The sequence below is a fragment of the Herbaspirillum sp. VT-16-41 genome, from assembly GCF_001994935.1.
Taxonomy (GTDB): Bacteria; Pseudomonadota; Gammaproteobacteria; order Burkholderiales; family Burkholderiaceae_D; genus Herbaspirillum; species Herbaspirillum frisingense.
In genome coordinates, this window is record NZ_MUXB01000022.1 from 101086 (window position 1) to 115255 (window position 14170).

Genomic DNA, 14170 nt, shown 5'->3' on the forward strand with positions numbered 1-14170 from the left:
AAGGTTTGCAGGCAAGTTCAACAATGCCTCAGGAAACCGCCTCTCCCTCGCGGGATTCGGCCACTTTCTGCAGCCTGATTTCCACCAGCAGTTTCTTGATCTCCGGCACGCAGGAGCCGCAGTTGCCGCCGGCCTTCAGGCAGGCCGTGACCTGGCTGACTTCTTCCAGGTCCTGCTTCCTGATGGCGTCGCAGATCGTGTTGCGGCCCACGCCGAAGCAGGAGCAGACGGTCGGTCCGGTGTCGGCGCCTTTTTCGATGTGCTGGCCCACCAGCAGGCCGACGCGGTCGGCTTCTTCCAGCTTGTCCTTGGCAAACAGGCCAGCCAGCCAGGAGCGCGAGGGCAGGTCGGGGCGGGCGGACATGAACAGGCACATGTCGATGCGGTCATCCACCACATGTACGGCACGATAGCTGCCGTCGCTCAGGTCTTCATATTCCAGCCAGTCGGCGTCGTCGTCGCGTACGCCCAGCAAGCTGCGCGCCCAGGCGGTGTGGTCGTTGATCTGGTTGCGGCCGGCCAGCTCATAGCGCAGGAAGTCGCGGCCCTGCACGCGGGTCCAGTGGGTGATGTCGTCCAGTGCCAGTGCATGGCGGGTGAGGATGAAGCCGTGCCAGCCGACGCGGAATTCTTCGATGGCCACCGGCGTGTGCTTGAACTCGGGCTCGCCCGAGACCGGGTCGACCACCGGGTTGACCACCGCGCCCACGCGGGCGTCCGAGGCCGACTGGCTGTTCCAGTGGATAGGCACGAAGACTGCGCCACGCGGGATGCCGCCGCCGTGCTGCACCCGCGCCACCATGGCGCCCCAGCGGCTGCTGATGCGCGCCAGGCCGCCTTCGCGCAGACCGTAGAGCAGGGCGTCCTGGGGATGGATGTCGATGAAGGATTCAGCGATGTGGCTGCCCAGGGTGGCCGATTTGCCGGTACGCGTCATGGTGTGCCAGTGGTCGCGCACGCGCCCGGTATTGAGGATCAGCGGGTAGTCTTCGCAGGCGGCATGCAGCGGGCTGCGCGGCGCGGTCGGCACAAAACGCGCACGGCCGTCGGCGGTGCTGAAACGGTAGTCCTGCAGCACCCGCGCCGTGCCGGCCACGCTGCCATCGGACAGGCGCTGCACCGGCCACTGGATCGGTGCCAGGGTGTCGTAACTGCTGCGGTCCATGCCGGTCAGGCCGGCCAGGTTGAAGACGCGGCGCACTTTGCCCGGTTCGGTCTCAGCATGGGCCTCGCCATTGCGATAGGCCGACAGGCGGGCATGTTCGTCGAAGATGGCATGCGGGCCGTCAAAGTCGAAACCGTCGAAGCCCATGCGCTGCGCCACGTCACACAGGGTGCGCCAGTCGCCACGGGCTTCGCCGGGGGCGCTCAGGAAAGCGCGCTGGCGCGAGATGCGGCGTTCGGAATTGGTGACCGTGCCATCCTTCTCGCCCCAGGCCAGGGCCGGCAGCAGCAGATGGGCGTAGGCATTGGTGTCGGTCTGGGTGACCACGTCCGAGGCCACCACCAGTTCGCACTTCTGCAGGGCGCGTTGCACCAGATCGGCGTCGGGCAGGCTGACCATGGGGTTGGTGGCCATGATCCACACCGCCTTGATGCGGCCGTCCTCGATGGCGCGGAACATGTCCACCGCCTTCAGGCCAGGCTTGTCGGCGATGCGTGGGGATTGCCAGAAGTCTTGCACGATCTCGCGGTGCAGCGGCTGCTCCAGGTCCATGTGGGCCGCCAGCATGTTGGCCAGGCCGCCGACTTCGCGTCCGCCCATGGCGTTGGGTTGGCCGGTGATGGAAAACGGTCCCATGCCGGGCTTGCCGATGCGGCCGGTGGCGAGGTGGCAGTTGATGATGCTGTTGACCTTGTCGGTGCCGGCGGAGGACTGGTTCACGCCCATCGAGAAACCGGTGACGACCTTGTCGGTCTCGGCAAAGGCCTGGTAGAAGGCCAGCAGGTCCTGCAGGTCCACCTTGCAGATACGCGCCACCGTGGCTGGATCGGCGCAGTCGGCGTCGGCCACCGCCAGGGCGTCGTCGAAGCCGTTGGTGTGGGCGCCGATGAAGGCGTTGTCGCGCAGGCCGCGATGGGCCAGGTAACTCATCAGGCCGTTGAACAGCCAGACATCGGTGCCAGCCTTGATCGGCAGGTGCAGGTCGGCCAGTTCGCAGGTGGCGGTGCGGCGTGGATCGATGACGATCAGGCGCATTGCGGGGCGGGTTTCTTTCAGGCGGGCGATGCGCTGGAACAGGATGGGGTGGCACCAGGCAGCGTTCGATCCCACCAGCACCACCAGGTCGGCCAGTTCCAGGTCTTCATAGCAGATCGGCACCAGGTCTTCGCCGAAGGCGCGCTTGTGGCCGGCCACGGCCGAAGACATGCACAGGCGCGAATTGGTGTCGATGTTGGCGCTGCCGATGTAGCCCTTCATGAGCTTGTTGGCGATGTAGTAGTCCTCGGTCAGCAACTGCCCGGAGACATACAGGGCCACCGCATCCGGTCCGTGTTGGGCGACGATGGCGGCGAACTTGCCGGCGACTTCGTCCAGGGCATCGTCCCAGGACACCTGCTCCAGTTCGCCCTGGGCGTTGCGGCGCTGCGGGTGCAGCAGGCGGCCATCGAGATCGACGGTCTCGCCCAGGGCCGAGCCCTTCACGCACAGGCGGCCCAGGTTGGCGGGGTGCTGCTCGTCGCCCTTGATGCCCAGGCTGCCGTCCTCTTTCAGCGATGCCGTCACGCCGCAGCCCACGCCGCAATAGGGGCAGGTGGTGCGGGTGGTCGTCACGGCCAGGGCGAGCGGGGTCTGGGAGAGATTCATGAAGTTTCCTTTGGAGCTAGGCGGCTTGCTGGCACATGGCCTGGCCGAAGGGCAGTTCGCGGCGGAAGGCGCTGATGTCGCGGCCGCTCTGGATCAGGTCGAAGTACCACGGCCCGTCCTTGACGTCGCCATACAGCACCGCGCCCACCAGGCGCGTACCGCGCAACACCAGCCGCTTGTAGATGCCGCGGCGCGGGTCGCGCACCACCAGGTCTTCGGTATCCTCGCCGCCGATGAAATCACCGGCCGAATACAGGTCCACCCCGGTCACCTTGAGCTTGGTGGCAGTGGCCTGCTGCACGTAGCGACGATGGCCGGCACCGGCCAGGTGCGCACCGCAGACGCGGGCCTGGTCCCAGATCGGCGCCACCAGACCGAAGGTGGCCTTGCGGTGCTGCACGCATTCGCCCACGGCATAGACGCGCGGGTCGTAGGTCTGCAGGGTGTCATCGACGATGATGGCGCGTTCGCAGTGCAGGCCGGCGGCCTTGGCCAGGGCGATATTGGGGCGCACGCCGGCGGTCATCACCACCAGGTCGGCCGGGATGCTGCTGCCATCCTTGAAGCGCAGCGCGGTCACGCGGTCCGGCCCGACGATTTCCTCGGTATGGGCATTGAGCAGGAAGCGCAGGCCACGGTCTTCCAGCGCCTTCTTGAGCAGGGCGGCGGCGGGCTTGTCCAGTTGCTGGTTCATCAGGGCATCGGTGACGTGGACCACGGTCACCTCCATGCCCTGGCGCATCAGGCCATTGGCCGCTTCCAGCCCCAGCAGGCCACCGCCGATGACGACAGCATGCCGGTGGGTGCGGGCCGCTTCCAGCATGGTATCGACGTCCTGGATGTCGCGGAAGGCGATCACGCCCGGCAATTGATGGCCCGGCACCGGGATGATGAAGGGCGTGGAGCCGGTGGCCAGCAGCAGGCGGTCGTACTTCACCGCCAGGCCGGAGCGTGCATGCACGGTGCGTTGGCGGCGGTCGATGTGGATCACCGGGTCGCCCGCGTGCAGGGTGATGCCGTTGTCGTCGTACCAGGCGCGGGGGTTGAGCATGATCTCATCGATGCTCTTGTCCCCGGCCAGGACCGGCGAGAGCATGATGCGGTTGTAGTTGCCGTGCGGCTCGGCACCGAAGACGGTAATGTCGTACAGGTCCGGCGCCAGCTTGAGCAGTTCTTCCACGGTGCGCATGCCGGCCATGCCATTGCCGATGACCACCAGCGATGGTTTGGCGGCACGCTTGTCGGCCCCGGTCTCCATCTCAGGCCCCGATCCAGACCTTGCCCTGCTCGATGCGCGCCGGCCAGGCCGGTACCGAGTGGGCGGGTTCTTCCAGGCATTCGCCGGTGGTCAGGTCGAAGTGATGCTTGTAGATCGGCGAGGCCACCACGATGCGTTCGCCCAGATTGCCCACCAGGCCGCGCGAGAGCACGGCGGCGTCGGCGTTGGGGTCGTAGTTGCCGATGGCGAAGACGCGTGCCTGCGCCTGGCCCGCGCTATGGTCGATGACGTGGAAGATCGCCACCTGCTGGTCGCCGATCAGGGCGGCCACGCCGGTGTTGGGGACGATCTCGGCCAGGTCGCAGATCGGGGTCCAGTGCTGGATTTGTTGGTCGCTGTGCATGCGGTGCTCCTGATGGTTGTACGGCGGGTGCGTCTTCGGGTGCGTCTTCGATACGCGGCGTTGCCGCTACTCAGAACGAACGGTTCTTTGTCCGGCGACGCTCGTTCGGACTGAGTAGTCACCAGAACGAACGGTTCTTTGTCCGGTGACGCCCGTTCGGACTGAGTAGTCGCGCAGCGACGTATCGAAGGCGCGACGACGGCCGGATATCACACGGTCTCGACGACGACGGGGATGTCGAGCAACTTCTTTTCCGCCACGGTGGCCGGACGGATCTGGCCGCGTTCCTCGACAAACCTGATGTTGCCGTCGGCAGCCTTGCTGTTGACGAAGTGGCGGAAGCGCTTGCGGGTTTCCGGATCGGTGACGGCCTTCTTCCATTCGCATTCGTAGGTGTCGACCACATGCTGCATCTCGCTTTCCAGTTCGGCGGCGATCCCCAGCTTGTCGTCGATGACCACGCTCTTGAGGTAGTCCAGGCCGCCTTCCAGGTTTTCGCGCCAGGTGCTGGTGCGTTGCAGGCGGTCGGCGGTGCGCACGTAGAACATCAGGAAGCGGTCCACATAACGGACCAGGGTCGCTTCGTCCAGATCGGAGGCGATCAGCTCGGCATGGCGCGGCTTCATGCCGCCATTGCCGCAGACGTAGAGGTTCCAGCCCTTGTCGGTGGCGATGATGCCCACGTCCTTGCCTTGCGCCTCGGCGCATTCGCGGGTGCAGCCGGAGACGCCGAACTTGATCTTGTGCGGCGAGCGCAGGCCCTTGTAGCGGTTTTCCAGGCGCACCGCGAAGCCCACGCTATCGCCCACGCCATAGCGGCACCAGGTCGAGCCGACGCAGGATTTGACGGTGCGCAGCGACTTGCCGTAGGCGTGGCCGGTCTCGAAGCCGGCGGCGATCAGTTCTTCCCAGATATCGGGCAACTGGTCCACGCGGGCGCCGAACAGGTCCACCCGCTGGCCGCCGGTGATCTTGGTGTAGAGGCCGTATTTCTTGGCGATCTGGCCGACCGCGATCAGGCCGTCGGGAGTGACTTCGCCACCGGCCATGCGCGGCACCACCGAGTAGGTGCCATCCTTCTGGATGTTGCCCAGGAAGTAGTCGTTGGAATCCTGCAGGCTGGCATGCTCCTTCTTGAGCACGAAGTCGTTCCACAGCGAGGCCAGCACATTGGCCACCATCGGCTTGCAGACGTCGCAACCGAGGCCGCGACCGTGCTTGGCGAGCAGTTCGTCGAAGCTCCTGATCTGGCCCACGCGCACCAGATGGTGGATTTCCTGGCGCGAATAGGGGAAGTGCTCGCAGACATGGTTATTGACCGCTATCCCCTGTTTCTTCATTTCCGCCTTCATGACCTGGGTCACCAATGGCACGCAACCGCCGCAGGCCGTGCCTGCCTTGGTGCAAGCCTTCAGATCACCGATATTGGTCACGCCAGAAGCGACAGCGGCGCACAGCTGGCCCTTGGAGACATTGTTGCAGGAGCAGATCTGCGCCGAATCCGGCAGCGCATCCACGCCCAGGCCGGGCTTGGCCTTGCCGTCGGACTGCGGCAGGATCAGGAATTCCGGCGCCTCCGGCAGTTCGATCTTGTTCAGCATCATCTGCAACAGCGTGCCGTATTCGGCGGCATCGCCTACCATCACCGCGCCCAGCAGGTGCTTGCCGGATTCGGAGACCACGATCTTCTTGTAGATCTGGCGGCGTTCATCGGTGAACTGGTAGGAACGGCTGCCGGCTTCCTTGCCGTGGGCGTCGCCAATGCTGGCCACGTCCACGCCCATGAGCTTGAGCTTGGTGCTCATGTCGGCGCCGTTGAATTGCGGCACTTCGATGGCGTCGTCGCGGTGCGACAGCAGATGCTTGGCGGCGGTGCGGGCCATGTCGTAGCCCGGCGCGACCAGACCGAAGATCTTGCCGTTCCACAGCGCGCATTCGCCGATGGCATAGACCGCCGGGTCCGAGGTCAGGCAGCAGTTGTCGATCACGATGCCGCCCCGGTCGCCCACCTTCAGGCCGGCACTGCGCGCCAGTTCGTCACGCGGGCGGATGCCGGCGGAGAAGACGATCATGTCGGTTTCCAGGTGCGAGCCATCTTCGAAGTTCATGCGATGGGTGTGCTGCTTGCCATCGACGATCTCGACCGTGTTCTTTTGCGTATGGGCGGTCACGCCCAGTTCCTCGATCTTCTGGCGCAGCACGCGGCCGCCGCTTTCGTCCACCTGCACCGCCATCAGGCGCGGGGCGAACTCGACCACATGGGTCTCCAGCTTGAGGTCGCGCAGGGCCTTGGCACATTCCAGGCCCAGCAGGCCGCCGCCGATGACCACGCCGGAGGTGGAACGGGTGCCGCATTCCAGCATCGCTTCCAGATCTTCAATGGTGCGGTAGACGAAGCAGTCCTTGCGCTGGTTGCCCGCCACCGTCGGCACGAAGGGATAGGAGCCGGTGGCCAGCACCAGCTTGTCATAGGACAGGGTTTCTTCCACGCCGGCCACGTTGACCAGCACCTGCTTGCGTTCCAGGTCGATCTGCTGGGCCTTGGCGTTGAGCTTGAGGTCGAACTGCACGGCGCTGCGGCCGGCATCGAAGAAGCCCGGTGCCACCAGCGACAGGTCGTCTGCGCTCTTGCCGGCGAAGAATTCGGAGAGGTGTACGCGGTCGTAGGCCGGGCGCGGTTCTTCGCACAGGATGGTGACCTGCAGTTCCCCGGCGCCGCTTTCGGCCAGGCTTTCCAGGAACTTGTGGCCGACCATGCCGTGGCCGATGACGATGATCTTCATGGGTTGTCTCCTCAGGCTGCAACTTTGCTGTCGGCCAGGACGGCTTCGCCGTTCTTGTCCGAGGCAGTGAAACGGATGGCCACGGCGCACAGTGCCGAGACGGTCACCAGCACGCCCAGCGCCGACAGGGTCTGCTGGGTATTGCCCAGGCCCTTCATCAGGAAGCCCGCCAGTACCGCACCCACGTTGCCGCCGGCGCCGATGATGCCGGCCACGCCGCCCAGGGCCTTGCGGTCGATGAAGGGCACCAGCGCATAGGTGGCGCCGCAGGCCATGTGGGTGAACAGGCCGAAGCACAGCATGGCGAAGATGGCCGCCGCAACGCTACCGGCATGGGCGAACCACAGCAGGCCCAGGCCTTCGCCCAGCATCATCACGAACAGCAGGGTGGCGCGGCGGTTCAGGCCGCCCGCGAGGGCTACCTTGTCCGAGATGAAGCCACCCAGGGCGCGGGCGAACAGCGCCAGCAGGCCGAAGCTGGCGGCGGCGATGCCGGCCGATTCCAGCGACAGCTGGAAGTGCTCCACGTAGTAGATGGCGGCGATGTTGTGGATGAAGATTTCCACGCCGAAGCAGGCGCCGTAGGTGATGAAGAGCATCCACACGCGGTAGTTGGCGGCGGCGGCGCGGAAGCTCGCCCAGCCACCGCGCTTGCCGCTTTCGATGGTCACGCCGGCGGCGCGCAGGTCGTCATAGTTGCCTTCCGGGCAGTCCTGCGTAAAGCGCCAGTAGAGCGCCGCCATGATCAGCATCAGCACGCCCGGCACCAGCAGCGCCACGCGCCAGCCCCAGGCCTGGGAGACGCCCAGCATCAGCACGGCCGCCATCAGCAGCGGCATCACACCCTGTGCCACGCCACCGCCGGCATTGCCCCAGCCGGCTGTGGCCGCGTTGGCGGTGCCGACCACATTGGGGGCGAACATCACCGAGGTGTGGTACTGGGTGATCACGAAGCTGGCACCGACCGCACCGATCAGCAGGCGGAAGAACAGGAAGCTCTCGTAGCTCTGCGCAAAGGCCACGCCGATGACCGGCACGGCACCGGCCAGCAGCAGGCCGGTATAGGTCTTGCGCGGGCCGAAGCGGTCGCACATGGGGCCGATGACCAGGCGCACCAGGATGGTCACGGCCACGGCGGCGATATTGATGTTGGCGATCTGGCCGGGCGTGAGATGGAATTCACCCTTGATCACCGGCATCAGCGGCGCGCAGGCGAACCAGGCGAAGAAGCAGACGAAGAAAGCCATCCAGGTCAGGTGGAAGGCGCGCATCTGCGGCGTGCGCAGGGAGAACAGCTCGATACGATTGGATTTGCTCATCTCGGGTCCTGTAAAAACAAAAAGGCGCCCGCTGGAACCAAGCGCAGGGCTCGGTTCTAGCGGACGCCATTGTCCGTGTGTCTTGCAGATCCATCGTTAGATCGGCATCGAATTGGGGGATCGTCCTTGATCCTGGGCACTTATGAGCAAAGGTCGTGCCAGGCGCTGGGAATAGGGCAGGTGCGCCAGTACGGCGCGGGTTTGCGGCGGGGAGAGATAGTAAGGGGCGGAACAAGGGGCCACCGTTGAGCTGGCGGCTGGCCCCGATTTATATCATCGCGTGATGTATTGCAGTGCAAGCTGCGCGTTCGTGGTGCAGTGCATCGTGAGGGTGCAGGGCATCAAAGCGGTGCGCGGGGAGCTTGCCGCCCGGACACGGCCGGTGTTCAGCGCGGCTGGAAGGCGATGATGCCCATGCCGGCCAGCGCCACGGCCACACCCGCGCAATCCCAGGCCGAGGGCCGGATGCCATCCACCGCCCACAGCCAGGCCATGGCCACGGCGATATAGACCCCGCCATAGGCCGCATACACGCGCCCGGAGGCGGCGTCGTGCAGGGTCAGCAGCCAGACGAACAGCGCCAGGCTCAGCGCGGCCGGCAGCAGCAGCCAGGCCGAGCGGTCCTGCTTGAGCCAGAGATAGGGGAGGTAGCAGCCGACGATTTCGGCCACGGCGGTGCAGAGATAGAGCAGCAGGGTCTTCACGGCCGGCCGGGCTCAGTCTTCTTCACGGGCGGTGATGTCGGCCCGCTCATCGTCGCTCTTGCGCAGCCATTGGCGGTGCATGAACTGCTCCAGCGGCCGGCCCACCACGAACAGCAGCAGGATCAGCGCCGTCGCCATCAGGGCCACGCGCCACCAGCCACCGCCGCAGACGATGCCCACCGCCGCCGTCACCCAGATCGAGGCCGCCGTGGTCAGTCCCCGGACTTTCTCGGTCCGCTGTTCATGGATGATGACGCCGGCGCCCAGGAAGCCGATGCCGGTGATCACGCCCTGGATGGCGCGGCTGACGGCGTCACGATAATGGTCGTCGGCACTGAAGGAGAAATCCATCGCCGCCATCGTCACCAGCGCCGAGCCCAGGGCCACCAGACCCAGCGTCTTCATGCCGGTGGGCTTGCCACGCAGGTTGCGGTCGATACCGATGATGCAGCCGATCAGCATGGCAAAGCAGAGACGGTAGAAGACTTCGAAATGGTCGGTCATGGCACGGTCGGGGCGGCTAGGGAAGCTTGCAGGACGTAGGGAATCAGCCCGCCATTGTACCCTTGCACCTTGCTGGTTCCTGCACTCAGAGCCGGACGAACGTGCATAAAAAAGCCCCGTCAGGATCGACGGGGCAAATCAGGCATGGCGGGAAGGAACGGAGGCTACGCCATGCCGCGCTCAAACGTGCAAGCCGGTCAAGCCCTGCTGACCGACTTTCGTAGGTCGGCTCATGTCAGGAAAGACTGTTGCGAAAGATCAGGAACCGGAGCCGCCAGCGCCTGCACCCGAGCCGCCGGCACCACCTGCACCACCCGCACCGGAACCGCCACCCGCGCCGCCATTACCGCCGGGGGAAGTGCCCATGGGACCATCCTTCATCTCGGTGGCATTCGGGTTGTTACCCGAACGGGACTTGGTGCTGCTCTTGTCGGACTTGTTGTGGTTGCGCATGGTCTTGCTCTTGCTGGAGGAACTGCCCGCATCGGAAGCGCCGCTGTTGCCGCTACCCGGGGTGGTCTGCGCGCCGGTGGCACCGGTGGCGCCGGAGCCGGCCGAACCGGAACCCGAGCCGGCAGCGCCGCCCGAGGTCTGCGCCATGGCGCCAGTGCTGAAGGCGGCAACAATCAGGGCAGTGCCGAGGAATTTCAGAGTCGGTTTGGATGACATGCGTATCTCCTTGAGTTTTGGGGGCGTCCCGCTGTCGCGAGCCGTTGATGCCATACTAGGCTTCGCTCCCGTTTCCCACAGTCGGACGTCACTTCATACGCCTGTCGGTGCTTTCGTACCGGGATGACGGTGACTGTTGTTGAGCTGGGTGGCGCCAGCTCACCGTCACGGCAGGGTCTGCCGCAGTTCGCTAGGGCTCAGCCCGTAATGCTGGCGAAAGCGGATCGCAAAGCGCGAGGCCGAATCGTAGCCGCAGGAGGCGGCGATGTCGGCAATCGGCAGGGATGAGGCCTGCAGTTGTTCCAGCGCCTGGCCCAGCTGCACCTTGTCCAGCAGTTCGCGAAAACCGGTCTGCTCGCGTGCCAGGCGGCGCCGCAGGGTCGACACGCTGCAGTGGAAGGCATCGGCCACCCGTTCCAGGCTGCGCTGCTCCGGGGCCAGCATCAGCAGATGCTGTTCGATGCGCTGGCTGATCGCGTCGCCCCGTTCACGCAAGAGACCACCCACCACCCCGCGCAGACTGAGCGCCAGCAACAGGCCTTCGGCGGCCTGGCACTGCAGGTCAGCGGCCGCGTCATCGCGGATGCAGTCGAGCAGGTAGCGCCAGGCGCGCAGGATGTCCGCATCCTGCTGCACGCTGACCAAGGCCGTGGCTTCGCTGCTGCGCACGCCCTGGCCGGGATAATGCAGGCGGAAGCGCTCCAGCAGCGACGACGGCAGCGAGACCATGTCGGCCGCGTATTCGCCAGCGCGGGGCAGGTTGGCCACGTTCATCTGCATGCCGGGGGCGATCAGCAGCAATACATCCTGACCGCATTGCAGCTGACGGCTGCCCCATTCGACCCGCTTGCGCCCCTGCCGCACGTGGCAGATGCTGGCCAGTCCGATGAAGACCTGGCGCAGCTTCTGCTCCTGGCGGGCGCGGATGCGGGTCAGGGTCGGTGCGGGACCATGCGCGAAGGGCAGGATGGCGAGATCGTTTTGCATGCGGGGATGGGGGGGAATCAGCGTCGGAGTCAGCGTCCGTAGTGGGCGGTCAGTCGGGCCTGGCCGAGCACCGAGGCATTGAGCATGAAGCCGAGCATAGCACCGCTGGCTTGTGCGTCCAGTGGCAACTTGTCGGTTTTCAAGGCCCAGACCACGAATTGGTAACGGTGCGGCTTGTCGCCTTCCGGCGGGCAGGCGCCGCCGAAGCTGCTGCTGCCGAAGTCGGTGCGGCCCTGGATGGCGCCGGCCGGCAAGCCCTTGCCCTCGGCGGTGATCCCGCCCGGCAGGCTGGTCACCGAGGCAGGGATGTTGAATACCGTCCAGTGCCACCAGCCACTGCCCGTTGGTGCATCGGGATCGTAGACCGTGACGGCAAAGCTCTTGGTGCCGGCTGGCGCGCCCGACCAGGACAATTGCGGCGAACGGTTCAGGCCGTTGCAGCCGAAGCCCTGGAAGACCTGGGCGTTGCTCAGGGTCTGGCCTTCCTGGATGTCCTTGCTGGTCACGCTGAAGTCGGCCGCCTGGGCCGACAGTGCGGAAAGCGTCAGGGCTGCGCTGGTGGCCAGGGTCGCGGCCAGGTGTTTGGGATGGTTCATGCATGTGCTCCACAGGGGTTGAAGAGCGCTCATCGTAGAGGCCACGCCTGCCGCCCATGGTGCAGAAAACGTCAGGCGCGGTGCAGAAGGCGTCATCCTGCCCGCCGCATATCGACTGGCTCCATCGCCGGCCGCCCTGGCCTGATCAAAAGCCTCCGCTGGCTCTATGGCCTTCAGGCCAGGCTCCAGTAGGCTGTGCCGTATTCGCCTGTATCAGGTATCCCATGGAGTTCGCATGTCCTCGCCATCCCATTCGCTCAGCACCGCACCGGCCGTGACGGTGGAAACCCTACAGGCCTTCTCCGATGCCTGGAACCGCCACGACATCGCTGCCCTCATGAGCTACATGCATCCCGACTGTGAATTCCTCACTGCCGCCGGGCACGATGCCCACGGCACCCGCCATGCCGGCCAGGAGGCGGTCGCCAAGGCCTTTGCCTCGGCCTGGATCGCCGTGCCCGATGCGCAGTGGCGCAATGGTCGCCATTGGGTGTCCGGCGAGCGTGGCGTGTCCGAATGGACCTTTACCGGCACCGCCGCCGATGGCTCGCCCATCGAGGCCGACGGTGTCGATCTGTTCATCTTCCGCGATGGCAAGATCCTGCAGAAGAACGTCTTCCGCAAGAACCGCACCGTCAGGCCGGCCTGATCCGCAGCAAACACCGCGCCGCCCGCTCACTGCTACCAAGGCCACTGCCATGAACAGCCTGTCCCGCGCCGAAGTCGGCGCTGCCTTCACCGATTCCCGCGCTCCTGCCACGCCCTACGACCCCGCCTTCGATCCGCTGGTCTCGCGTTCGCCCGGTCATAACATGCAGTACGCGCCGACCTACTGGGTCGCCAGCGCCGGTGATCCGCCGCCGGACGATGGCCCCATCACGGGTGACACCGATGCCGACGTGGTCATCATCGGCTCCGGTTTCACCGGCCTGGCCACGGCCTTGTTCCTGGCACGCGAGCACGGCATCCGCGCCACCGTGCTGGAAGCCAACCAGGTCGCCTGGGGCTGCACCAGCCGCAATGGCGGCCAGGGGCAGAACGCCAGCGGTCGCCTGTACCGCTCGCAGTGGATTGACCGCTGGGGCTTGCCGACCGCGCTGAAGCTGGACGAGGAAATCCGCAACGGCTTCGAGACCTTCCGCCAGCTCACCGAGGAAATCGACTGCGATCCCCAGCCTGGCGGCCATCTCTACATCGCCCATCGGCCCAAGAAGATGGACTTCCTGCGCAACGAAGCCGAGGTCATGCGCAGCCGCTTCGGTTACGACACTCGCATCCTCACCGGCGAGGAAGTGCGGCGTGACTGGTGCGGCGACCAGGAGGCCGCCGGCGCCATGCACGAACCGGTGGGCATCTGCGTGCATCCGCTGAAACTGGCCTTCGGCTACATGAAGATGGCCCGCGCACTGGGCGCCCGCGTGCATCCCTCCAGCCCGGTGACGGGCTGGGAAACGCGCAATGGCGTGCATCACCTGCGTACCCCCGGCGGGGTGGTGCGGGCGCGCGCGGTGGCGGTGGCCACCGGGGCCTACGGCCTGCAGGGCTTGACGCCGCTGCTGAAGAATCGCGTGTTCCCGGTATTGTCCAATTCCATCGTCACGCGCCCGCTCACCGACGAAGAACTGCAGGCCACCAACTTCCTGACCCATCAGGCCATCACCGATACCCGCACGCTGCGCTTCTACTACCGCCTGCTGCCGGACCGCCGGGTGCAGATCGGCAGCCGCAGCGCCATCAGTGGCGCCGCTGCCCATCAGGAGCATCACTACCGCCTGCTGGTCGACGGGCTGGCCCGCAAGTTTCCCGCCCTCAAGGGCATCCGCATCGATCATTCCTGGTGGGGCTGGGTCGATGTCAGCCACGACATGATGCCGCGCGTGGTGCAGCCTGATCCGGCGCAGAGCATCTACTACGCCCTGGGCTATGGCGGCAACGGCGTGTCCTTCTCGGCCCATGCCGGGCGCCGCATGGCCGAGCGCGTGGCCGGCCTGCGCGGACCGGAAATCGAGCTGCCCATCTACGACAGCGCCTTGCCCTTCCCGCGCCAGGGCGAGTGGGCCGCACCCTTCCGCCGCCTGGGGCAGAGCATGCTCTATCGCTGGTACTGGCTGCGTGACGAAATCCTGTAGGCAGGGGTAAGGGAAGGGACAAGGGCCGTGCCGGGCGTGCGCCCCGCA

Annotated in this window: 12 protein-coding genes; 2 read left to right on the forward strand and 10 right to left on the reverse strand. The window is 65.9% G+C overall.

The window, feature by feature from the left end:
* Positions 1–28: 28 nt before the first annotated feature.
* The 10 genes from BTM36_RS03210 to BTM36_RS03255 form a co-directional block, all read right to left on the reverse strand.
* Positions 29–2809 carry a nitrate reductase gene (locus BTM36_RS03210; RefSeq protein ID WP_077235200.1) on the reverse strand — a complete coding sequence of 927 codons (2781 nt, stop codon included), beginning with the start codon at positions 2807–2809 and terminating at the stop codon, positions 29–31.
* Between the two features lie 16 nt (positions 2810–2825).
* Complete coding sequence (locus BTM36_RS03215) at positions 2826–4067, reverse strand: NAD(P)/FAD-dependent oxidoreductase (protein WP_077235201.1); 1242 nt, start codon at positions 4065–4067, stop codon at positions 2826–2828.
* 1 nt (position 4068) lies between these two features.
* Positions 4069–4431: a nitrite reductase small subunit NirD gene (gene nirD / locus BTM36_RS03220; protein ID WP_077235202.1), complete on the reverse strand. Its 363-nt coding sequence runs from the start codon at positions 4429–4431 to the stop codon at positions 4069–4071.
* Between the two features lie 209 nt (positions 4432–4640).
* Positions 4641–7214, reverse strand: coding sequence for a nitrite reductase large subunit NirB (gene nirB / locus BTM36_RS03225; protein ID WP_077235203.1), 2574 nt, complete (start codon positions 7212–7214; stop codon positions 4641–4643).
* Positions 7215–7225: 11 nt separating this feature from the next.
* Complete coding sequence (locus BTM36_RS03230; RefSeq protein WP_006462975.1) at positions 7226–8533, reverse strand: MFS transporter; 1308 nt, start codon at positions 8531–8533, stop codon at positions 7226–7228.
* Positions 8534–8919: 386 nt separating this feature from the next.
* Entirely contained in the window at positions 8920–9237 is a 318-nt protein-coding gene (locus tag BTM36_RS03235) for a YnfA family protein (RefSeq protein ID WP_077235204.1), read from the reverse strand.
* Positions 9238–9249: 12 nt separating this feature from the next.
* On the reverse strand, positions 9250–9741 hold the full coding sequence (locus BTM36_RS03240; RefSeq protein WP_006462977.1) for an MgtC/SapB family protein: 492 nt from the start codon (positions 9739–9741) through the stop codon (positions 9250–9252).
* A gap of 258 nt (positions 9742–9999) precedes the next feature.
* Positions 10000–10410 carry a hypothetical protein gene (locus BTM36_RS27570; protein ID WP_139347031.1) on the reverse strand — a complete coding sequence of 137 codons (411 nt, stop codon included), beginning with the start codon at positions 10408–10410 and terminating at the stop codon, positions 10000–10002.
* Between the two features lie 165 nt (positions 10411–10575).
* A complete protein-coding gene (locus BTM36_RS03250) occupies positions 10576–11397 on the reverse strand; it encodes a helix-turn-helix transcriptional regulator (protein ID WP_006462980.1) in 822 nt (273 codons plus the stop codon).
* A gap of 29 nt (positions 11398–11426) precedes the next feature.
* The gene (locus tag BTM36_RS03255; RefSeq protein ID WP_006462981.1) at positions 11427–11993 is read right to left on the reverse strand and encodes a kinase inhibitor; all 567 of its coding nucleotides are present in this window, start codon (positions 11991–11993) and stop codon (positions 11427–11429) included.
* Between the two features lie 235 nt (positions 11994–12228).
* Between BTM36_RS03255 and BTM36_RS03260 the strand changes: the two genes are divergently transcribed.
* Together BTM36_RS03260 and BTM36_RS03265 are read left to right on the forward strand one after the other, a co-directional pair.
* Complete coding sequence (locus BTM36_RS03260; protein WP_077235206.1) at positions 12229–12642, forward strand: nuclear transport factor 2 family protein; 414 nt, start codon at positions 12229–12231, stop codon at positions 12640–12642.
* A 49-nt stretch (positions 12643–12691) separates the two neighbouring features.
* Complete coding sequence (locus BTM36_RS03265; RefSeq protein WP_233207535.1) at positions 12692–14122, forward strand: FAD-binding oxidoreductase; 1431 nt, start codon at positions 12692–12694, stop codon at positions 14120–14122.
* Positions 14123–14170 lie beyond the last annotated feature (48 nt).

Bases quoted from the DNA above. Each gene is read 5' to 3' on its own strand.
- BTM36_RS03240 (WP_006462977.1), bottom strand. From the start codon at position 9,741: ATGACCGACCATTTCGAAGTCTTCTACCGTCTCTGCTTTGCCATGCTG.
- nirD (WP_077235202.1), bottom strand. From the start codon at position 4,431: ATGCACAGCGACCAACAAATCCAGCACTGGACCCCGATCTGCGACCTG.
- BTM36_RS03265 (WP_233207535.1), top strand. From the start codon at position 12,692: ATGAACAGCCTGTCCCGCGCCGAAGTCGGCGCTGCCTTCACCGATTCC.
- nirB (WP_077235203.1), bottom strand. From the start codon at position 7,214: ATGAAGATCATCGTCATCGGCCACGGCATGGTCGGCCACAAGTTCCTG.
- BTM36_RS03230 (WP_006462975.1), bottom strand. From the start codon at position 8,533: ATGAGCAAATCCAATCGTATCGAGCTGTTCTCCCTGCGCACGCCGCAG.
- BTM36_RS03260 (WP_077235206.1), top strand. From the start codon at position 12,229: ATGTCCTCGCCATCCCATTCGCTCAGCACCGCACCGGCCGTGACGGTG.
- BTM36_RS03215 (WP_077235201.1), bottom strand. From the start codon at position 4,067: ATGGAGACCGGGGCCGACAAGCGTGCCGCCAAACCATCGCTGGTGGTC.
- BTM36_RS03250 (WP_006462980.1), bottom strand. From the start codon at position 11,397: ATGCAAAACGATCTCGCCATCCTGCCCTTCGCGCATGGTCCCGCACCG.
- BTM36_RS03255 (WP_006462981.1), bottom strand. From the start codon at position 11,993: ATGAACCATCCCAAACACCTGGCCGCGACCCTGGCCACCAGCGCAGCC.
- BTM36_RS27570 (WP_139347031.1), bottom strand. From the start codon at position 10,410: ATGTCATCCAAACCGACTCTGAAATTCCTCGGCACTGCCCTGATTGTT.
- BTM36_RS03210 (WP_077235200.1), bottom strand. From the start codon at position 2,809: ATGAATCTCTCCCAGACCCCGCTCGCCCTGGCCGTGACGACCACCCGC.